We start from the raw sequence: 18,372 nt of genomic DNA, 5'->3' as shown, positions 1-18,372 counted from the left end.
GTTTAGGTGATATCCTTTGGCCGCGTCATTGGGAGTATCTGCCATGCACGGTCGATTTCAGCGCGCAAACCTCGCACCAGAAGGCTTCATTGTTGTTTCAGTACAGAACGTCGGCGAGGGTGTCGAAATCCTGCTGCGCTCACGGCATGGCTCTGGGGTTTGTCCCGATTGCGGGCGGCTAAGTCACCGGGTTCAGAGCAGATATATCCGTCGACCATTGGACCTCCCTCTGGGTGGTCGCCGCGCCGTTCTTGCGATCATGGCGCGCCGGTTCTGGTGTGACACGGCTGTTTGCAGGCGACGTATCTTCTGTGAGCAGTTCGATCATGGCGTTCTGTCTCGTTATGCTCGACGCACTCAGCGGCTTGAAACCATTGTCCATCATCTCGGGCTGGCGTTGGGTGGCAGACCTGGGGCGGCTTTCGCCACTCGACTCATGATGCCGGTTAGCAAGGACACCTTGCTGCGCGTGGTGCGCCGGCGTGCGGTTGATCAGACTGATGAGCTTCATGTCATAGGCATTGACGATTTCGCTTTCCGGCGGGGCCAGAGCTATGGGACGATCATTTGCGATCTGGAGCGCCGGAAGCCTGTTACCCTATTGCCGGACCGAGCGCTGGAGACGTCTCGAGCCTGGCTTGCCAAACGCCCTTCGATATCGATTGTTGCCCGTGACCGGGGCGGCGGATATGGCGAGGCGATTGCAAAAGGGCTGCCTGAAGCCCAGCAGGTTGCCGATCGTTGGCATCTCATGGAGAATTCGAGCCGAGCGTTTCTGGACGCCGTCAGCAAGTCCATGCGGCAGATCAGGCAGTCGGTTGGCAGCAACGACATCGATCCCAAGCTTCTCACCTATGCCGAGAAGCTGCAATACGAAGGCTATCAACGTCGGCAGGAAACAAACGAAGCGATCTTGAAACTGGCAAACAACGGGACCTCCATCAGGCAAATTGTCCGGCAAACAGGTCATAGCCGAAAGCTCGTTCGCGACGTTTTGCGCGGACAGCGACTGGACGTTTTCCGCACCCGGCCAAGCTCTCTGGACAGCTGGTTGCCGTGGTTGAACAGCAGATGGGAAAGCGGTGCCCGCAATGCTCTGGCGCTCTGGCGTGAGATGCGCGCGGAAGGCTTTGTCGGTCAGAGCGGTGTCGTCTCGCAATGGGCACAGCGCCGGCGCCTCGCTGAAAAGGCCAATCAAAGTGGATTTGCACGCACGCCCTCCGCCAAGGTCATTGCCCGCCTGATGACCTCGGCACGGGATGGACTTGCTAAATCCGAAGCGATCCTGGTGGCAGTCATCGAGGCAAACGTCCCTGAATTGGTCGCGGCGCGCAAAGCGATTGGGGACTTTCAATCCATGATCCGCTCAAAGTCAGCGGCAAAGCTCGATGACTGGCTTTCGATTGCAAAAGGCAGCCTCATCGGGTCATTCGCCAATGGCGTCGAAAAGGACCAGGCGGCTGTCAGCAACGCAATCGTCTCGCCATGGTCGAACGGACAGACCGAGGGGCAGATCACGCGCCTTAAGCTTATCAAGCGACAGATGTACGGGCGCGCGAAACTTGACCTGCTTCAGGCGCGCGTTGTCGGCGCATGAGCATCGCCAGCAGCAAATGTGAGTCAGAGCCAAATCTCAGTGGAATTCCCGGGTCACTTCTCACTGGAAATCAACACGCGGCATGTATTCGGACCGTATGGGCGATTTACTCCGAATATGGAGCCAGGAAGCGCCGCTCTAAAGCTAAACAGGCCACCGATTAGCAACTTTAGCAGCGATTAGCAGGTGGCCACCCCCAATTAAAAGCGGTGGAAAACCTGGGCTTTTGGCCCCGATTAGCAGGATTAGCAACTTTAGCAGGGGTACACCCTCAAATCTGTAAAATGCGATCCAGGGGCAAACGGGCCGTCTCTCATGCACGCGCGCGTGAAAAACAAGGAAAATAGGTCAGTATTACTTACTTATATATATTGTTATGATATAGCCGATATATACACCCTGGTACGCTCAAATACGCCCCAAGCCGGACGCTGAGTGTATCCATATAGGTGTTACCATAAATTTTGCCGATTTTGATTGTTGCTGTATTTTACCGCAACACCTCAAAGCCCGTGGCGGAGGAGATGGGATTCGAACCCACGATACGCCTTGACAGCGTATAACGGTTTAGCAAACCGCCGCCTTCAGCCTCTCGGCCACCCCTCCGTGCACGGCCAGGGGCGGGCTTGCGCGCGCCCCTTGCGTGGGGGCATTCATAAGCGGCGGCGGCGGGAAGGTAAAGCCTCCTAGCCCGGCAAACCGCCAGAAACACGCAAGATGCTGGTTTTATTTGTTTTCCTCCGCCCCGCTCCGCGCGCTTTGCTGCATTGCAAAATCTTTCTTGCAGTGCAGCATGGGTTTGGCCTACAAGGTTCGTGCAGGGTGAGTTTCTCCCCTGTTTCTTGGACGTTTCCTCCCTAAACTTGGCGGCGCTGCAATAGCGCCGCCTTTTTTTATTCCGCGGCGGCGCAGAAGCCGGGGCCGGCGGCCCCCCACAAGCGCACGGCCTCAGCCATCGCCCCGACAAACCCGCCGAGCCGCGCCTCGATACCGGCAAACCCGGCATGGCGGGTGAATTGGCGCTCATGCATGTAAAGGCTGCGGGCGAGTTCCAGCTGCACCACCTGCACCCCCTCGCGCGGGCGGCCGTAATGGCGGGTGATGAAGCCCCCGGCATAGGGGTCGTTGCGCCGGACCGAAAACCCCTGCCCGTGCAGCAGCGACTCGATATGCGCGGTCCAGCCCGGCGCGCAGCTGGTGCCGTGGCCGTCGCCCAGCACGATGTCCGGACGGCGCGAATGGCGCCCGAGCGGCGTGGGCATGGAGTGGCAATCCACCACGAAACAATGGCCGAAGCGGATCAGCGTCTCCTCGATCAGCTCCGCCAGCGCCTCGTGGAAGGGCCGCCAGCACGTCTCGATACGGGTTTTGGCCTCGGCGAAGCTCAGCTTGCGGGTATAAATCGGCTCGCCCGTGCCGACGATGCGCGCGATCGTGCCCAGCCCCGCCGCCACGCGCGGGCTGCTGCGGTTCACATAATCGGGCAGCTCGTCAGCGAACATCGCCGGGTCCAGCTCCCAGGGCTCGCGGTTGGCGTCGCACCAGGCGCGGGGAAAATTGGCCGCCAGCAGCGGCACCCCCAGCGCCGGGGCGGCGGCGAACAGCTCGTCGACGAAACTATCCTCCGAGCGGCGGATCGCCAGCGCGTCCAGCCGCGCCTGGGCCAGGAAGTCCTCGCCATAGCGCCGGCCCGAATGCGGCGAGGTGAGCACCAGAGGGGCGCTCTGGCGCGCGGGCCGCAACAGGGTGAAGGGCGATGAGTCGGTCATGGCGCCGGGCCATTGAACCAGCAAGGCGGCCCAGGGGCAAGCGGATTGCCGCCGCGCCTAGGCGAACAGGGCGCGGCGCAGGCGCTGGCTCATCGCGCGCAGGCGCTGCCGCGCCAGCGCCAACACCACCAGCCCGAACACCGCCGCCGCCGCCGCGCCGCCCAGCGCCAGTTGCAGTGGCAAGGCCAAGCCCGGCAGCGCCGCCAGCGCCGCCCAGCCGGCCAGCCGCGCCGCGATCAGCGCCGCGCCGGGCACCAGCAGCAGGCGTAGGATCGGCCCCGCCGGGCGCGCGAGCCCCTGGCGTAGGGCGAGCCCCAGCAGCGCCAGCGCCAGCCCGCCCCGCGCCGCCAGCGCCCAGGCCAGCGCCACCAACCCGAACGGCGCCACGAACCACGCGGCGGCGGCGATGGTGGCGGCATTCAACCACGCGTAATGCGAGACCAGCCGGGTGCGCCCCGCCGTGGTGAGCAACGGGTTGACCACGCTGTAAAGCGCCGCCGCCGGGGCCATCAGCGTCAGCACCGCGAAGACCGGGGCCGCCGCAGCCCAACGCGACCCGAACATCAGCAGCACGATCGGCTTGGCCGCCGCCCCGCACACGGCGCTAGCCAGAAAGATCACCATGGCCAGCAGGTCCAGCATCTGCCGCGTGGTCTCGAAACGCCGCTCCGGGTCGTGCCGCACCGCCACGAAGACCGGCAGGAACACCTTGCGCGCGGGCATGAAAGCGATCTCCTGCAACACCTCGAACAGCCGCTGGGCGATGCGGAACTCGCCCAGCGCCGCCACCGGCATGCGCAGCCCGACCAGCATCACATAGCCGGTGACGGCGATGTAATCGACCAGCGCCGCCTGCATGAGCGGAAAGGAGAAGCGGAACCCCTCGCGCAGCGTCGCGCGGCTGGGCGGGCGCGGCGGCACCCAGCGCGCGGCGATGGCGGCCGCCACGGCGAAGACCAATATCCCCACCGTGCGCTGGGCGATGAGCGCCGCCACGCCATGCCCGGCATAGGCACAGGGCAGCGCCACCAGCCCGCCGCCCGCGGTGCTGGCCAGCGAGATCAGCCCCGCCGCGCGGAAGCGGAATTGCGAGGCCAGCCGCGCCGCGGGCATCATGATGAACGCGGTCAGCACCACGTTGAGCGCCATCACCCGCAGCACCGCCGCCAGCACTGGCTGGGCATAAAGCCCCGCCAGCCAGGGCGCCAGCACGAACAGCACGGCCATGAACAGCAGCGAGGCCAGGAACTGGCTCCAGAAGGCGGCGGCCTCGACAACGCGGTCGCCGGGGCTGGCCTGCACCTGCTCACCCGCGCCGCTATTGGCGACCAGCCGGGCGAGATCGGAAACCGCCGAGGCGATGGCGATGAGCCCCACCACCGAGGCCGGGATCACGCGCAGCAAAAGGGCGAGGATGACGAAGCCGAAGCTGCGCTCCGCCAGCACGGTGACAAAATTCCACGCCGCCCCGCGCGCCGCCCCCCGTGCCAGATCCATGCTCGGCCTCCGCGCCAAGGCTATGGCAAGCGGCTCAGCTTGCCAACCAGAGCAGCGCCAGGGCCGTGGCCAGGGCGGGCGGCATCACCACGGCGCCCAGGCGCAGAAACCGCCACGCCGAAACACTCAGCCCGTGGCGGCGCAGCGCGGTGAGCCAGAGCAGCGTGGCGAGCGAGCCGGTGATGGAGAGATTCGGCCCGAGATCGACCCCGATCAGCACCGCCCCGGCCAGCTTCGGCCCGCTTGGCGCCGCCGCCAGGGCCTGCCCGGCCAGAAGCCCCGAGGGCAGGTTGTTGACCAGATTGCTCAGCCCCGCGAGACCCGGCCCCGCCGCCCAGGGCGCGGCGCGCAGCCACGCGCCCAGCACCGGCGCCAAACCGGTGCGGTCGAGCGCCCCGACCATCACGAACAGCCCCGCCACCAACGGCAGCACACCCCAGGAGATCTGCCGCCACAGCCCCCAGACCGGCACCCGCGCCAGCCCGCCCACCAGCGCCGCCGTGCCCAGCCCGGCGCAGAAGGTCGGCAGGCCGAGCCGCCAACCCAGCGCCGAGGCCGCCAGCAGCAGCGCCGCCATCGCCCCCAGCCCGGCCAGGGTCAGGCGCCCGGCGGGAGAGAGCGGCGGCACCGCCTCAGGCACCCGCAAGGGCTGCCGCAAGGCGTCGCGCTGGGTCAGCCAGAGCGCCAGAAACGTCACCCCGACCGCCGCCGCCGAGGCCGGGCCGAACAGCGCCAGCCAGCGCGGCAGGTCGGGCATCGCCGCCGTGAACACCACCAGATTGGCGGGGTTGGAGATCGGCAGCACGAACGAGGCGGCATTAGCGACGAAGGCGCAGATTAGCAGGAAGGGTAGCCGCCGCTCCGCCCCCACCGCCGCCGCCATGCTGGCCACCGCCGGGGTGAAGACGACGGCGGTGGCGTCGTTGGAGAGAAACACCGTGATCAGCACCGCCATCGCGTAGATGAGCACAAACAAACGCGCCGCCGAGCCCCGGGCCGCGCGCGCCACCAGCCCCGCCGCCCAGGCGAACACGCCCTGCGCCGCCGCCAGCTCCGCCAGCAGCATCATGCCGATAAGGAACAGATACACATCCGCCCCCTGCCCCACCGCGCGCCACGCCGCGGCGGGCGGCAGCGCCCCGGCCAGCACCAGCAGCGCCGCGCCGGCCAGGGCGCTGGCCCATTCGCGCAGCCCCCAGGGGCGGAGCAGAATGCCGGCCAGGCTGGCCAGCACGATGCCCCAGGTGAGCGCGCCGCTCAACGTGACACGCGCGCGTAATATCCCAGCGCCAGCAGCGGCAGCAGCGCGCCCAGCCCGCACAGGCCGGGCCACCCCGTATGCAGCAGCAGCGCCCCGGTCACCGCCGAGCCCGCCGCGCCGCCAGTGAAAAAGATGGCGATGAACAGCGCGTTGAGACGCGAGCGAATCTCCGCCGCCTGGGTGTAAATCGCGCGCTGGCCGACGATCAGGCTGGTCTGCACCCCGGCATCGAGCAGCATCGCCGCCAGCGCCAGCACCACGGCCGAATGCACCGCCGCGCCCAGCGCCGCCACGCCAAACGCGCAGGCGATGGCGCTCAAGCCGCCAAAGGTGGCGGCGCGGGTATGGCCGCGATCGGCCAGGCTGCCCGCGATCGGCGCCACCAGCGCCCCGGCCGCCCCCGCCAGCCCAAAAAGCGCGATGCCGCGCTGGGTGAAGCCGAAATCGCGCATCAGATAGAGCGGCGCGCCGGTCCAGAACAGCGAGAACGCCGCGAAACAGGCCGATTGCACGGTGGCGCGCTGGCGCAGGATGCGCACCTTGAACGGCAGCGCGACGAGCGAGGCCAGCAGCGCCGCGTAGCCCTGCCCTGTGGCGGGCTGACGCACAGGCAGGGTGAAGCGCAACAGCGGCGCCAGCCCGGCCATCAGCGCGGCGGAGATGAAAAACACCGCCCGCCAGCCGAACAGCGCCGTGACCGCCGACGCCACGGGCCGCGCCAGCAAAATACCCAGCAGCAGCCCGCTCATCACCGTGCCCACCACGCGGCCACGCCGCTGCTCGGGCGCCATATGCGCGGCCAAAGGCACCAGCATCTGCACCGCCACCGAGGTCACGCCCACCAGCGCCGAGGCCAGCAACACCTGCGCCCCGGACCGCGCCAGCCCCACCAGCAGCAGCGCCGGCAGACAGGCGGCGGTGGTCAGCACGGCAAGGCGGCGATTCTCCAGCAAATCGCCCAGCGGCACCAGCAGCAACAGCCCGGCGGCATAACCGAGCTGGGTGACGCTCATGATCAGGCTCGCCGCCCGCGCGCCCATATGCACATCCGGCCCGATCAGCCCGATCAGCGGCTGCACATAATAGATGTTGGCAACCACAATGCCGCAGGCGCTGGCCAGCAATGCAACCATGAACCGCGACGGAGTTTGTGAATCTTGCATGCCCCTGACTTAACGGCGGCGCAGAATTCTGCAATGCAGCGGCCGGCGCCACCGCCGCGCCTTAGCCGAACGGGGAGACCACATGGATTTCTTGCACGCCGTATTATTCGCGATTTTGCAGGGGGCGACGGAGCTATTTCCCGTCAGCAGCCTCGGCCATGCCGTGGTGGTGCCCAAGCTGCTGCATTGGGGCATCGATCAGGCGGGCCCGGACTTCCTGCCCTTCCTGGTGATGCTGCATCTGGGCACCGCGACCGGCCTGCTGCTGTATTTCTACCGCGACTGGCTGGCGATGGCGCGCGGCGTGCTCGGCCAGGGCTATGCCGCCGAAAACCACAGCGCGCGCGGCCTGCTGCTGCGACTGATCATCGCCACCATCCCGGCCGTGCTGGTGGGCGCGGTGCTGAAAAAGCCGATCGCGCATCTGTTCGGCAACCCGCTCATCGCGGCGCTGTTCCTGGTCGCCAATGCCGGGCTGCTGCTGGCAGGCGAGCGGCTGCGCGGGCGCGCCCTGCGCGGCGGTGAACTCACCAATGCCGACGCGCTGGTGATCGGCCTGTTCCAGTGCCTTGCCTTCCTGCCGGGCATCTCGCGCTCGGGCGCGGCCATCGTCGGCGGGCTGCGCCGGGGCATCAACCACGAACACGCGGCGCGCTTCTCCTTCCTGATGGGCACGCCCGTGATCCTCGCCGCCAGCGTGGCCGAGATCCCCAAGCTGCTGCGCGCGCATGAGCTGCATGCGCTGTTCGGCACGGCGCTGGTGGCCGCCATCGTCGCCGGCGTGGTGGCATTTGCCAGCACCGCCTTCCTGATGCGCTACTTCAAGGACCACGATTCCTGGGCGCTGCGCCCCTTCGCCTGGTATTGCGCGGCGTTTGGCGCGGGCAGCTTCGTCCTGCTGGGGCTGGGGCTGTGATGATGCGCAGGCTGCTCACCGCCCTCGCCCTGGCCCTGCCGCTCGCGGCGCAGGCGCGCGTCAACCTCGCCGAGGCGCCGATCGACCGGCTGGATCTGCCCATCTGGCAAAGCCATTGGGAGGGCACTCTGGACGACGCCCGCGACCACCCCGACGCCAAAATCGTCTGGCTGGGGGATTCGATCAGTTATTACTGGAAGCGCCAGGGCGGGCATGGCTACGACGACATCCTGCCGGTTTGGGACAAATATTACGCTCCCTATGACGCGCTGGATTTCGGCTTCATCGGCGACACCACCGCCAATCTGATCTGGCGGCTCGATCACGGGCAGGTGGCCGGGCTGCATCCGCGCCTCGCCATCATCCTGATCGGCGCCAATAATTTCGGCCGGGTGCATTGGGATGCGGCGATGACCATTCCCGGCATCGAGGCGGTGGTGAGCAACGCGGAGCGCCGCCTGCCGGGCGCGCATATCCTGCTGCTCGGCGTGCTGCCGTCGATCCGCTCGCCCTGGGTGGACGCGCAGACCAAAACCACCAACGCCGCCCTGGCCGCGCATTATGCGGGCGATCCGCGCGTCACCTTCATGGATGTCGGACATCTGCTGGAAACCAATGGTCGCACCGACCCCAGCCTGTTCGTCGATCCGCGCCTGCACCCGCCCGAACCGGCCCTGCACCCCGATGCCGAGGGCATGGGCCGCATCGCCGCCGCGCTGGCGCCGGTGGTGCGCCGATACGCGGGGAATTAACCCCGCGCGGCGCGCACGAAGGCGCGGATCAGCTCCGGCGACTTCACCCCTGGCGCGGTCTCCACGCCCGAGGACACATCGACCCCCGGCGCGCCGGTGCGGGCGATGGCCTCGGCGACATTGCCGGGGTTGAGCCCGCCCGCCAGCAGCCAGGGCTTGGCCGGGCGAAACGTGGCGAGCAGCGCCCAATCGGCCCGCACGGCGTTGCCGCCGGGCCGGGTCGCCCCCGGTGGCGGCTTGGCCTCCACCACATAACCATCGGCGCGCTCATCCGCGGCGGGGAAATCCGCAGCGCTGGCCACGCCGAGCTGGCGCCAGACCGGGCGGCCGAAACGATCGCGCAGCGCCGCCACGGTGGCGGGGGCGGCATGGACCTGCAAAATATCGAGCGAAATGGTCTGCAGCACGGCGTCGATCTCGTCGAAACCAGGATTCACGAACAGCCCCACGCGCAGCGGCCCGCCCGCCTGCCGCGCCGAGAGGATGGCCGCCTCGGCGGGGGTGACGTAGCGCGGCGAGGGCGGGAAGAACACGAAGCCCAGATACTCCGCCCCGGCCTCGGCCACGGCGTCAAACGCCGCGGGGCTGTTCACCCCGCAGATTTTCACCTTGGTCATGCGATGGACGCGGCGATCGCCGCCGCCGCCGCCGCCGGATCCGCTGCGCCGGTGATCGGACGGCCGACGACGATGTAATCCGCCCCGGCGGCCACGGCCTCCTCCGGCGTCATCACCCGCGCCTGGTCGCCCAGCGCTGCCCCGGCCGGGCGGATGCCGGGCACCACCAGCACCGGCTTGGCGCCAAAGGCGTCGCGCAGGCGCGAAATCTCATGCGCCGAGCAGACCAGCCCGTCCGCGCCGTTCTCCAGCGCGAGGCGCGCCAGCCGCAGCACCTGCTGCGCCGGACCGCCCGCCACGCCGGTTTCCGCCAGGGCGGCGGCGTCCAGGCTGGTCAGCACCGTCACCGCCAGGATTTTCGGGCGCTTCGGGGCCTCCGCCGCCGCCTTGGCCGCCGCCGCGATCATCTGGGCGCCGCCGCCAGCATGGATGGTCAGCATCTCCGCCCCCAACGGCAGCAGCGAGCGCACCGCCCCGGCCACGGTGTTGGGGATGTCGTGCAGCTTGAGGTCCAGGAACACCGGGTTGCCCTGGGCGGCGGCGGCAAATCCGGCCGGCCCGTGGCGGAGAAAAAACTCCAGCCCGAGCTTCACCAGCCCGCAATGCGGCGCCACGCCGCGCACCAGCGCCTGCGCCCGGTCCAGCTCGGGCGTGTCAATCGCGGTGATCAGTCGTTTCATGGGGTATCCTGTGGCGGGGTCAGTTGGGCTTCGAGTTCGGCGACGCGCTTTTCGGCGCGCTTGGCCCGGCGATGCGCGCTCAGGCGGTGCGGCAGATGGAACAGCAGCCCGGCCAGAAAGCCAACGCCCAGTGCGGCCAGCACCACCCCGCCCAGAGGTAGCGGCATGCTCCCGAACGGCCAGAAGCCGACCGGCGTAAAATCGCGGTTGGAAAGCAGGAAGATCACCAGCGCGACGAGAAGGACGAACCCGGCGATCGCTTTGATGATTTTCAGCTTTTCGCTCCCGCGCTCTTTTTGCCATTGGCCGGGGCCGGAGCGGGCTTGTTGATGCGCTCGCGCAGCTCCTTGCCAGCTTTGAAGAAGGGCACCGCCTTCTGCGCCACCTGCACGGTCTCGCCCGTGCGCGGGTTACGCCCGGCGCGCGCCTGGCGGGCCTTGACGGTGAAGGCGCCGAAACCGCGCAACTCCACGCGCTCGCCCCTGGCCAGGGCGGCGGTCATCTCGTCAAACAGGGTCGAGACGATGCGCTCGACCTCGGCGACGGTCAGATGCGGGTTGTCTTCGGCCAGACTGGCGATCAGTTCGGAACGTGTCATAAAGCTCTCCCACCCGGCGCAACGATGCCAGCACGGCCCGGTTTGGTCAATAAACACCTGCCAGACGTAGATTTTTTGGCGCGGGAAGGGGGAAAGTGGAGCCGCCCTGGCCGTTGGCGTGTACATCCTCCCAAGGCCTGCTTGTGCAGGTGGGTGCCAGGTAACCGGACCAGGGTCCGGACAGAGCCAGCTCCCGAGGGAGATGCTTAACGGCCCCGGGGATGATCTGCCTGACGCGCCGGGCAGCTCCTGGATGCTATCTAGGCGCAGCGCCCGCCCGGCGCAATGCGCTGATGGCGCGGTTCAGCCCTCCAGCAGGTCGGCGGCGATTTCCTCGGCCCGCGCCGCCACCCGGCGCAGCCGCGCGCGGCGCTCGCCATCGGGCTTGGCCGGCTTGGCGGCGTTGGCCAGGGCCTCGCGCATGTCGTGCAATTCATCGGCCAGCAGCAGCGAGGCCAGCATCAGCAGCCGCGCCTCGCCCGACTGCCCGCCAATCGCCTTGATGCTGGCGATCCGCTGCTCGATCTCGGCGGCCATCTGCTCCAGATGTTCCTCCTGCCCATCCTCGCAGCCGACGGTGTAGGCATACCCGTTGATGCGTATGGTAACCTGAGCCATCGTTTACTCCAGTTGTTCGGGCGGGGGAGCCGGATCCAGCGCCGCGCGCAGCCGCCCGATCACATGGTCCAGCCCATCCGCCAGCCGGGCGCGGTCGAAACCGTCCTCGCCGGCGGGCGCGGGCCTGGACAGGCTGGCGATCTTACGCAGCGCTGCCTCGATACGGTCCAGGATTTCGTCTTCAGATTCGGACTCGGACATGCGAAGTATTCAACCCGACCGCGCCGTGAGCGGTCAAGCAACGTTTCACGCCTGAACTATAGGATTCGCCGCTTATGGATGCGCCCCGCGCGGTCATCGTGCATGGTCTGGCCCAGGCCCGCGCCGCGTTGGCGCCGGGGCGGCCGGTCACGCTGCTCTCCGCCCCCGGCGCGGCGCTTTATGCCGGGGCGCCGTGGTGGCGCGAGTTGCTGGCCGCCTGCGGCCATACCGGGCCGGCACTGCTCGATTGCGGCCCCGCGCCCGGCCGCGCCTGGGAGGCGCTGCGCCTCGGCCTGCCCGGCGCGGTGCTGGCCCCCTGCCCGGCCTGGGACGAGGTGGCGGAATACGCCGCCGGGCTGGGGGCGAAACTGCTCCCCGCCGCGCCCCCGGCGCTGGACCTCGCCACGCCCGGCGCCGCGCGCCATCTGACGGCGTGGCTGGCGGGGGAATTTTCACCGCCACCGCCCCCGGCACCATGATTTGGCCGCATTTATTGCTCTTTTGTCACCCGCGGCGCGCGAGCCCGGAGTGGATGACATCCGCCCCGCCTTCGGCTAAATCGCGCACGGTTTTACAATTTAGCAGGTTGGGACACTCATGGCGATCACGCAGACGGTTAAGACGATCCTCTCGCATTACGAGAGCGACAATCCGGGCACCAAGGCGAATCTGGCCCGCATCCTCATGCAGGGCAAGCTGGGCGGCACGGGCAAGCTGGTGATCCTGCCGGTCGACCAGGGCTTCGAGCATGGTCCGGCCCGTTCCTTCGCCCCCAACCCCGCCGCCTATGATCCGTATTACCACTTCCAGCTCGCCATCGATGCCGGGCTCTCGGCCTATGCCGCGCCGCTGGGCATGCTGGAGGTGGGCGCCGCCGAGTTCGCCGGGCAGATCCCGACCATCCTGAAGGTCAACTCCTCCAACTCGCTCGCCACCGACAAGAACCAGGCGATCACTGGCTCGGTCTCCGACGCGCTGCGCCTGGGCTGCTCGGCCATCGGCTTCACCATTTATCCGGGTTCCGAGTTCGCCTTCGACCTGATGGAAGAACTGCGCGAGATGGCCGAGGAGGCCAAGGCCGCGGGTCTGGCCGTGGTCGTGTGGTCGTATCCGCGCGGCCCCAACCTCGACAAGGCCGCCGAGACCGCGCTCGACATCTGCGCCTATGCCGCGCACATGGCGGCGCTGATGGGCGCGCACATCATCAAGGTGAAGCCGCCCACCGACGTGATCTCGCTGGAAGCCGCGAAGAAATCCTATGCCGGGTTTGATGCCTCGACCATGGCCAAGCGCGTGGCGCATGTCGTGCAATCCTGCTTCGCCGGCAAGCGCGTGGTGGTGTTCTCGGGCGGCGAGTCGAAGAGCCTCGAAGGCCTGTACGAGGAAATCCGCGGCCTGCGTGATGGCGGCGCGAACGGCTCGATCATCGGCCGCAACACCTTCCAGCGCCCGCGCGAGGAAGCGCTGGCCATGCTGCAGAAGATCATCGACATCTACCTGAACAAGGCCTGATCGAGAGTTCTAGACGTTTACGGGAGCGGCCTTTTTCGCAAAGGGCCGCTCCTTGCTTTTGGGGAACCGCCCATGACCGCCAATTGCCGCCTCTATCTCATCACCCCGCCCGTGCTCCCCGCCGATTTCGAGCGCCAGCTCGCGAGCGCGCTGGATGCCGGGGATGTCGCCGCCCTACAGCTGCGGCTGAAGGACGCGCCGGATGACGAGGTGCTGCGCGTGATCGACCGGCTGCGCCCAATTGCGCAGCAGCGCGATGTCGCCTTCATCCTCAATGACCGCCCCGATCTGGCGGTGAAATCCGGCTGCGATGGCGCGCATGTCGGGCAAACGGATATGCCCATCAAGCAGGCGCGCAAGGTCCTGGGCGACCTCACTTTGGGCGTGACCTGCCACAACTCCCGCCACCTCGCCATGGAGGCGGCGGAGGCCGGGGCGGATTATGTCGCCTTCGGCGCCTTCTTCCCTACCGCGACCAAGGAACCGCCGGAGATGGCGGAGATCGAGACGCTGGAGATCTGGGCGCAGACCATGGAGGTCCCCTGTGTCGCCATTGGCGGCATCAACGCCGAAAACTGCGCGCCGCTGGTGCGGGCCGGGGCGGAATTCCTGGCCGTTGTGGGCGCCGTGTGGAACCATAAGGACGGCCCCGCCGCCGGGATGCGGGCCATGCTCAAGGCGATCGCCGAAGCCTAATCGCAGTCATTGCCCTTGAGGGTGAAGCCGCTCACCTTGCCATCCTGCACGGCGAAGGTGATCTCGCACGACCACACCTGCACATTCTGCGGCAGCGGCGCGTAGAACCCGCCATAATACGGCCCCCAGAACGGCCCAAACCCGCCCATCGCGAAACTATTGGCCAGGACCTGCTGGCGCACGCGGTCATAGGCCAGATATTGCACGCCATTCACGGCGATCTGCTTATCCGGCACGCCCATCTCCTGCACCAGCTTGGCCTCCGGCGCGCCAATATAGGCGGCCATGCGCGATTGCAGGCCCGGCCCGGTGGCGCACCCCGCCAGGGCCAGAACCGGCAGGATCAGCGCGGAACGCAAACGCGGCATCTTCGTCATCTCCCTTGTGTTGGCGGCATTATACACGGGCCGCGTAACGGTTTGATGACACTATTCCGGCAGCCAGAGCACATCGGCGATGCGCCGCGCGCCGGTGGCGAGCATGGCCAGCCGGTCGAACCCCAGCGCGATGCCCGAGCAGGCGGGCAGCACGGCCACGGCGGCGAGGAACTCCTCGTCCATCTCCCAATCCGGGCCATAGAGCGCGTGGCGGCGGGCGCGGTCGGCCAGGAAGCGCGCGCGCTGCTCGGCGGCGTCGGTGAGCTCGACAAAGGCATTGGCCAGCTCGATGCCGCAGACATACAGCTCGAACCGCTCGGCCACGCGCGGATCGGCCGGGCATTTGCGCGCCAGCGCCGCCTGCGCCGCCGGCCAATGGGTGAGGAAGGTGGCGCGGTCGCGGCCCAGATGCGGCTCCACCCGCTCCAGCAGCAGGCGGAAGAACAGATCCTCCCAATCCTCGCCCGCGCGCAGCCGCGCCCCCGCCTGCGCGGCCAGGGCCGGGGCGTCGCCCGCGGTGGCCAGCACATCGGCGCCCGCGTAGCGCGTGAAGGCCTCGGCCACGGTGAGGAATTCCGGCTCGTCGAGCCGCGTGGTGATGCCCCGGCAGGTGATCGCGGGCGGCAGCGTGGCGCGCAGCAGGGCGAAGGTTTCGTCCATCAGCGCCTGCATGTCTGCCCCCAGCGAATACCATTCCAGCATGGTGAATTCGGGGGCGTGGGTGTCTGACCATGGCTCGTCGCGCCACACGCGGGCGAGCTGGAAGATCGGCCCGGCGCCGCCGGCCAGCAGCTTCTTCATGGCGAATTCCGGCGAGGTGTTCAGCCATTTCCCCGCCCCGGCCGGAATGCCGCGCAGATGCACCTCCTCACCCGGCGCGGGCACGGCGTAGGGGGTTTCCACCTCGGCATAGCCGCGCGCGGTGAAGAAGGCGCGCACCGCGGCGGCCAGGCGCTGGCGGCGGCGCAGGAGCGGGAGACGGTCGGGCAATGTCTGCCAGGGTTGAGAGCGCATGGCGCACGTTCTACATCACGCCGATGCTGGATGGTATTTCCCCCAAGCCCCGCACCCTGCGCCGCCCCGCCGAGCTGGTGGCGGCCGGGCTGCTGCCCCCCGCCCGCCTGGCCGAGGCCGAGGCCGTGGCCGCGCGCTACGCGATTGCCGTGCCGCCCGCGCTGGCCGCGCTCATCGGCGCGCCGGACGACCCGCTCGGGCTGCAATACATCCCCGGCGCGGCGGAGCTGATCACCGCGCCGCATGAAAGCGCCGACCCGATCGCGGATGAGGCGCTCTCGCCCCTTCCCGGCATTGTGCACCGCTACCCCGACCGCGCGCTGCTGAAGCCGCTGCTGGCCTGCCCGGTTTATTGCCGGTTCTGCTTCCGGCGCGAGCAGGTGGGGCCGGATGGCGGGCTGCTCTCCGAGGCTGAATTGGAGGCCGCCTATGCCTATATCGCCGCGCATCCGGGCATCCGCGAAGTGGTGCTCACGGGCGGCGACCCGCTGATCCTCTCGCCCCGGCGGCTGGGCGAGATTTTACGGCGGCTGGAGGCGGTTCCGCATGTGGAGCTGCTGCGCATCCATACCCGCGTGCCAGTGGCCGACCCGGCGGCGGTGAGCCCCGCGCTGCTGGCGGCGCTGGAGACGCAGAAGCCGCTCTACATCGCCATCCACACCAACCATGCGCGCGAGCTCACCCCAGCGGCTGAAACCGCCTGCCGCCAACTCGCCCGGCTGGGCATTCCGCTGCTGGGCCAGAGCGTGCTGCTGCGCGGGGTGAATGACAGCGAGGCGGCGCTGGCCGATCTGTTCCGCGCCATGTTGCGTGCGCGCATCAAACCCTATTACCTGCACCAGCTCGACCCCGCCCCCGGCACCGCGCGCTTTTATGTGGACCCCGCGCGCGGGCGCGAGATGCTGCGCAATCTGCGCGGCCAAATCAGCGGCACGGCGTTTCCCACTTATATTCTCGATCGGCCCGGCGGGTTGGGGAAGATACCGCTGTAGGGGTAAGGAGGGAGGGCGAACGGAGACCGACCGCTTTCACGCGATGGGCACAAAAAGCCACCATCAACCTATATGCGGAACATTCAAAAACGGGCCACTCCATACTTCAGCCAAGAGTCGCCGAAAGTGGCGACGGTCGGCGCAAAGATTCGCATAATCGATTATGTACTACTTGACACAAGCCACGTACTTGGGGCTGTGCCATGATTGGGGTAATGTTCCTAATTGCCATTATTACCTTCTGGCATAGGACGAATATAGATGTTTTGAGATGAAACCGGCTGCCCAACCGTGAAAGATTCCATCAACCCTCCGTTTTTAGAGGATGGTTTTTTCCAAGCCCAATAGGCGAAAGTGGTTTGGAAATGTTCTTCTCCGACTTGTGGAGTTCTGAAGGTATAGTCGGCACACCCATATATTGTAAAATCAAAAGTATCTCCAATAGCTGGCGTATTTTGAATGCTGAATCCAACTATTCCAGCGTCGATTGCAGGAGCTTTATCATTTGGAAAGAGAATGAGGCCATATCCGCTTGGCAAAATGGCTTCATCGTAAGCCTGAGAACAGAGACGTTTTTGGACTGTGGTAAGGTCGACTTTTCCATCGCCATAAGCCGCAGTGACTACTGTGATGTTTGTCGCTGGAGAATGCCCCAAATTTTCGACATAGATTATCGGGTCCATGACACCTTCAGCAGCGATAGGGAGATTTGTGCTCAAAAATGGCCAAGTCAAATCTCCAGGAGTAAATATAATCTTTACCCAAGGTCTGTTATCATCAATCAAAGCTTGTTGAGCAATACCCGTCTGTTTCTGCGCTTGAGTAGCGGCAGTCCAGCCCGCCGTGGCTTCACTTTTAGCCGCATAGTAAGCCGAGACGGCAGCTATGGTACCAATTACTACAACGAAGAATGTTGCCCAATCCAGCGGATGTTTCCGCTCATATCCAGGGCGACCTTTATTACCGTTGGCTTCTATATCGAGATGTTTTCTGAGAAGCTCAGCCTCAAGATCTTCCTCGGCGTGCCTATTTGGATCGCAGCGTTCTTCATTATCTCTTTTCAAGACTCTATTGAATCCTTATTTCTCTCAGGCAGCAAGCGTTGGATGGGTGGAACGTAGCGCAACCCATCGCTTTGTTCCAGTTCCAGGCCGTTTGATGGGTTACGCTACGCTCCACCCATCGCTGCACGAGGAACGGTCTGGCAGCCAAAAATGGCCGCCGCAGGTTAATGGTTGATACGAAGGGCCACTTTCGGGAAGGCTCCCAGCCCCCGGGAACGACCACCATGGGCGCAGAGCCGTTGCAAACCAACGCCGACGAATCTCCACCCCCATCCCCTAAAACCGCGCCGACACCGCCGCCTGCACGCTCTGGGCCGACCAGTTCCCGGCGAAGCGTCCGCTATAGCCGAAATCGACCGACCAGCCGCCGCGCGCCACGCTCAGCCCCAGCCCGGCGAGGCCCGAAACCCGCCCCTGCCGCCAGGGGGTGAGTTCCAGCCCGGCGCCGCTGCGGGTGGTCACGCCGATCCCGGCGCCCTGCGTGCCGAGCGCGGTGTCCAGCCCCAGGGTGACGCGCGGGGTGATCACGATTTGCGATGCGGTCACGAAGCGCCGCCCGAGGTCGAGCCGCAGAAAAGGCGTGACCGCCATGCCCGAGGCCGCCGCCCCGCGCAACGCGAAGGCCTGGGCGGCGGCTGTCTCGGCAAACCGGCCGAGCGAGACATTGGTGACGCGCAGCCCGGCGGCGGGGGTAATTTCGACCCCGCGCCAGCGCAGCGGCAGCGCCATTTGCGCCGCGACGGTCAGCACATTGCCGTCCATTTTGGCCAGCGCCGCGCCCGCGCCGGTCTGGCGGGTGGTGTTCAGGCGGGCGATGCCGTCCAGCACATCGGCGCTCAGCACCGCCGCGCCGAGCGGCTGGCTGGCATACAGGCCGAGGCGCAGCGTCTCCAGCCCGGTGGTGCCGTCGGCATGGCCGCGCAGCGTGGCGGCATCATACCCCACGGCGAGGCCGACGCGCCCGCCCGTGGCGGGCACCGCCCGGTCCACCCCGGCGAGAAAGCCGCCACCCGCCAGATTATACGCCCCCGTGGCAAGATTGCTCCCC

The 18,372-nt window shown here is 67.0% G+C and carries 21 protein-coding genes, 1 tRNA gene and 1 other RNA gene; 7 read left to right on the top strand and 16 right to left on the bottom strand.

All coding sequences use genetic code 11. The features are described from left to right. The first annotated feature begins 43 nt into the window (after positions 1–43). Complete coding sequence (locus tag LI953_RS14045) at positions 44–1,597, top strand: ISL3 family transposase (RefSeq protein WP_227076722.1); 1,554 nt, start codon at positions 44–46, stop codon at positions 1,595–1,597. A 513-nt stretch (positions 1,598–2,110) separates the two neighbouring features. Here the strand turns inward: LI953_RS14045 and LI953_RS14040 are convergent. The 5 genes from LI953_RS14040 to LI953_RS14020 form a co-directional block, all read right to left on the bottom strand. Then, a tRNA-Ser gene (locus LI953_RS14040) sits at positions 2,111–2,203 on the bottom strand. 287 nt (positions 2,204–2,490) lie between these two features. Continuing rightward, positions 2,491–3,366: an N-formylglutamate amidohydrolase gene (locus LI953_RS14035; RefSeq protein ID WP_227076721.1), complete on the bottom strand. Its 876-nt coding sequence runs from the start codon at positions 3,364–3,366 to the stop codon at positions 2,491–2,493. A 57-nt stretch (positions 3,367–3,423) separates the two neighbouring features. Continuing rightward, positions 3,424–4,863: an oligosaccharide flippase family protein gene (locus LI953_RS14030; RefSeq protein WP_227076720.1), complete on the bottom strand. Its 1,440-nt coding sequence runs from the start codon at positions 4,861–4,863 to the stop codon at positions 3,424–3,426. Between the two features lie 34 nt (positions 4,864–4,897). Next, positions 4,898–6,124 (bottom strand): SLC13 family permease, encoded by a 1,227-nt coding sequence (locus LI953_RS14025; protein ID WP_227076719.1) that lies wholly within the window; start codon positions 6,122–6,124, stop codon positions 4,898–4,900. After that, a complete protein-coding gene (locus LI953_RS14020) occupies positions 6,121–7,257 on the bottom strand; it encodes an MFS transporter (RefSeq protein WP_227076718.1) in 1,137 nt (378 codons plus the stop codon). Before LI953_RS14020 ends, LI953_RS14025 begins: the two co-directional genes overlap by 4 nt. A 112-nt stretch (positions 7,258–7,369) precedes the next feature. Here LI953_RS14020 and LI953_RS14015 point away from each other — a divergent pair, with 112 nt between their 5' ends. Together LI953_RS14015 and LI953_RS14010 are read left to right on the top strand one after the other, a co-directional pair. Beyond that, on the top strand, positions 7,370–8,203 hold the full coding sequence (locus LI953_RS14015; RefSeq protein ID WP_227076717.1) for an undecaprenyl-diphosphate phosphatase: 834 nt from the start codon (positions 7,370–7,372) through the stop codon (positions 8,201–8,203). After that, a complete protein-coding gene (locus LI953_RS14010; RefSeq protein WP_227076716.1) occupies positions 8,203–8,955 on the top strand; it encodes a GDSL-type esterase/lipase family protein in 753 nt (250 codons plus the stop codon). Before LI953_RS14015 ends, LI953_RS14010 begins: the two co-directional genes overlap by 1 nt. Here LI953_RS14010 and LI953_RS14005 read toward each other — a convergent pair. The 7 genes from LI953_RS14005 to LI953_RS13975 form a co-directional block, all read right to left on the bottom strand. Further along, positions 8,952–9,572, bottom strand: a complete 621-nt coding sequence (locus LI953_RS14005) for a phosphoribosylanthranilate isomerase (RefSeq protein ID WP_227076715.1) — start codon at positions 9,570–9,572, stop codon at positions 8,952–8,954. The two genes, LI953_RS14010 and LI953_RS14005, sit on opposite strands and share 4 nt — an antisense overlap. After that, positions 9,569–10,252, bottom strand: a complete 684-nt coding sequence (gene pyrF / locus LI953_RS14000) for an orotidine-5'-phosphate decarboxylase (protein ID WP_227076714.1) — start codon at positions 10,250–10,252, stop codon at positions 9,569–9,571. The genes LI953_RS14005 and pyrF overlap by 4 nt, the downstream gene beginning before the upstream one ends. Beyond that, positions 10,249–10,479, bottom strand: a complete 231-nt coding sequence (locus tag LI953_RS13995) for a LapA family protein (protein ID WP_227076713.1) — start codon at positions 10,477–10,479, stop codon at positions 10,249–10,251. Before LI953_RS13995 ends, pyrF begins: the two co-directional genes overlap by 4 nt. A gap of 44 nt (positions 10,480–10,523) precedes the next feature. After that, a complete protein-coding gene (locus LI953_RS13990; protein ID WP_227076712.1) occupies positions 10,524–10,850 on the bottom strand; it encodes an integration host factor subunit beta in 327 nt (108 codons plus the stop codon). Between the two features lie 94 nt (positions 10,851–10,944). After that, a non-coding RNA gene (gene ssrS, locus LI953_RS13985) (6S RNA) lies at positions 10,945–11,102 on the bottom strand. 51 nt (positions 11,103–11,153) lie between these two features. After that, positions 11,154–11,468: a cell division protein ZapA gene (locus tag LI953_RS13980; protein ID WP_227076711.1), complete on the bottom strand. Its 315-nt coding sequence runs from the start codon at positions 11,466–11,468 to the stop codon at positions 11,154–11,156. Between the two features lie 3 nt (positions 11,469–11,471). Beyond that, the gene (locus tag LI953_RS13975; RefSeq protein ID WP_227076710.1) at positions 11,472–11,669 is read right to left on the bottom strand and encodes a hypothetical protein; all 198 of its coding nucleotides are present in this window, start codon (positions 11,667–11,669) and stop codon (positions 11,472–11,474) included. 74 nt (positions 11,670–11,743) lie between these two features. Here LI953_RS13975 and LI953_RS13970 point away from each other — a divergent pair, with 74 nt between their 5' ends. The 3 genes from LI953_RS13970 to thiE all read left to right on the top strand — a co-directional run bounded on the left by LI953_RS13970 (position 11,744) and on the right by thiE (position 13,877). Further along, positions 11,744–12,148, top strand: coding sequence for a hypothetical protein (locus LI953_RS13970; protein WP_227076709.1), 405 nt, complete (start codon positions 11,744–11,746; stop codon positions 12,146–12,148). Between the two features lie 118 nt (positions 12,149–12,266). Further along, entirely contained in the window at positions 12,267–13,181 is a 915-nt protein-coding gene (locus LI953_RS13965) for a class I fructose-bisphosphate aldolase (protein WP_227076708.1), read from the top strand. Between the two features lie 72 nt (positions 13,182–13,253). After that, positions 13,254–13,877, top strand: coding sequence for a thiamine phosphate synthase (gene thiE / locus LI953_RS13960; protein WP_227076707.1), 624 nt, complete (start codon positions 13,254–13,256; stop codon positions 13,875–13,877). Here the strand turns inward: thiE and LI953_RS13955 are convergent. Next, entirely contained in the window at positions 13,874–14,245 is a 372-nt protein-coding gene (locus LI953_RS13955) for a hypothetical protein (RefSeq protein ID WP_227076706.1), read from the bottom strand. The two genes, thiE and LI953_RS13955, sit on opposite strands and share 4 nt — an antisense overlap. 60 nt (positions 14,246–14,305) lie before the next feature. After that, the gene (epmA, locus tag LI953_RS13950) at positions 14,306–15,268 is read right to left on the bottom strand and encodes an EF-P lysine aminoacylase EpmA (RefSeq protein ID WP_227076705.1); all 963 of its coding nucleotides are present in this window, start codon (positions 15,266–15,268) and stop codon (positions 14,306–14,308) included. Between the two features lie 23 nt (positions 15,269–15,291). On the opposite strand from epmA, the gene LI953_RS13945 reads away from it, so the two are divergent. Continuing rightward, complete coding sequence (locus LI953_RS13945) at positions 15,292–16,260, top strand: lysine-2,3-aminomutase-like protein (protein WP_227076723.1); 969 nt, start codon at positions 15,292–15,294, stop codon at positions 16,258–16,260. 221 nt (positions 16,261–16,481) lie between these two features. Here the strand turns inward: LI953_RS13945 and LI953_RS13940 are convergent, their stop codons facing one another. Continuing rightward, positions 16,482–17,324, bottom strand: a complete 843-nt coding sequence (locus LI953_RS13940) for a hypothetical protein (RefSeq protein WP_227076704.1) — start codon at positions 17,322–17,324, stop codon at positions 16,482–16,484. 276 nt (positions 17,325–17,600) lie between these two features. Continuing rightward, positions 17,601–18,372: autotransporter outer membrane beta-barrel domain-containing protein (locus tag LI953_RS13935; RefSeq protein WP_227076703.1), on the bottom strand; the 772-nt coding region annotated here is incomplete at its 5' end.

Origin of the sequence: Acidocella sp. KAb 2-4 (assembly GCF_020567705.1) — a bacterium.
Taxonomy (GTDB): domain Bacteria; phylum Pseudomonadota; class Alphaproteobacteria; order Acetobacterales; family Acetobacteraceae; genus Acidocella.
Note: the sequence above shows the minus strand (reverse complement) of the source record. Positions and strands in the feature narration are given on the sequence as shown.

Bases quoted from the DNA above. Each gene is read 5' to 3' on its own strand.
- LI953_RS14045 (WP_227076722.1), top strand. From the start codon at position 44: ATGCACGGTCGATTTCAGCGCGCAAACCTCGCACCAGAAGGCTTCATT.
- LI953_RS14035 (WP_227076721.1), bottom strand. From the start codon at position 3,366: ATGACCGACTCATCGCCCTTCACCCTGTTGCGGCCCGCGCGCCAGAGC.
- LI953_RS14030 (WP_227076720.1), bottom strand. From the start codon at position 4,863: ATGGATCTGGCACGGGGGGCGGCGCGCGGGGCGGCGTGGAATTTTGTC.
- LI953_RS14020 (WP_227076718.1), bottom strand. From the start codon at position 7,257: ATGGTTGCATTGCTGGCCAGCGCCTGCGGCATTGTGGTTGCCAACATC.
- LI953_RS14015 (WP_227076717.1), top strand. From the start codon at position 7,370: ATGGATTTCTTGCACGCCGTATTATTCGCGATTTTGCAGGGGGCGACG.
- LI953_RS14010 (WP_227076716.1), top strand. From the start codon at position 8,203: ATGATGCGCAGGCTGCTCACCGCCCTCGCCCTGGCCCTGCCGCTCGCG.
- LI953_RS14005 (WP_227076715.1), bottom strand. From the start codon at position 9,572: ATGACCAAGGTGAAAATCTGCGGGGTGAACAGCCCCGCGGCGTTTGAC.
- pyrF (WP_227076714.1), bottom strand. From the start codon at position 10,252: ATGAAACGACTGATCACCGCGATTGACACGCCCGAGCTGGACCGGGCG.
- LI953_RS13990 (WP_227076712.1), bottom strand. From the start codon at position 10,850: ATGACACGTTCCGAACTGATCGCCAGTCTGGCCGAAGACAACCCGCAT.
- LI953_RS13980 (WP_227076711.1), bottom strand. From the start codon at position 11,468: ATGGCTCAGGTTACCATACGCATCAACGGGTATGCCTACACCGTCGGC.
- LI953_RS13975 (WP_227076710.1), bottom strand. From the start codon at position 11,669: ATGTCCGAGTCCGAATCTGAAGACGAAATCCTGGACCGTATCGAGGCA.
- LI953_RS13970 (WP_227076709.1), top strand. From the start codon at position 11,744: ATGGATGCGCCCCGCGCGGTCATCGTGCATGGTCTGGCCCAGGCCCGC.
- LI953_RS13965 (WP_227076708.1), top strand. From the start codon at position 12,267: ATGGCGATCACGCAGACGGTTAAGACGATCCTCTCGCATTACGAGAGC.
- thiE (WP_227076707.1), top strand. From the start codon at position 13,254: ATGACCGCCAATTGCCGCCTCTATCTCATCACCCCGCCCGTGCTCCCC.
- LI953_RS13955 (WP_227076706.1), bottom strand. From the start codon at position 14,245: ATGCCGCGTTTGCGTTCCGCGCTGATCCTGCCGGTTCTGGCCCTGGCG.
- epmA (WP_227076705.1), bottom strand. From the start codon at position 15,268: ATGCGCTCTCAACCCTGGCAGACATTGCCCGACCGTCTCCCGCTCCTG.
- LI953_RS13945 (WP_227076723.1), top strand. From the start codon at position 15,292: ATGCTGGATGGTATTTCCCCCAAGCCCCGCACCCTGCGCCGCCCCGCC.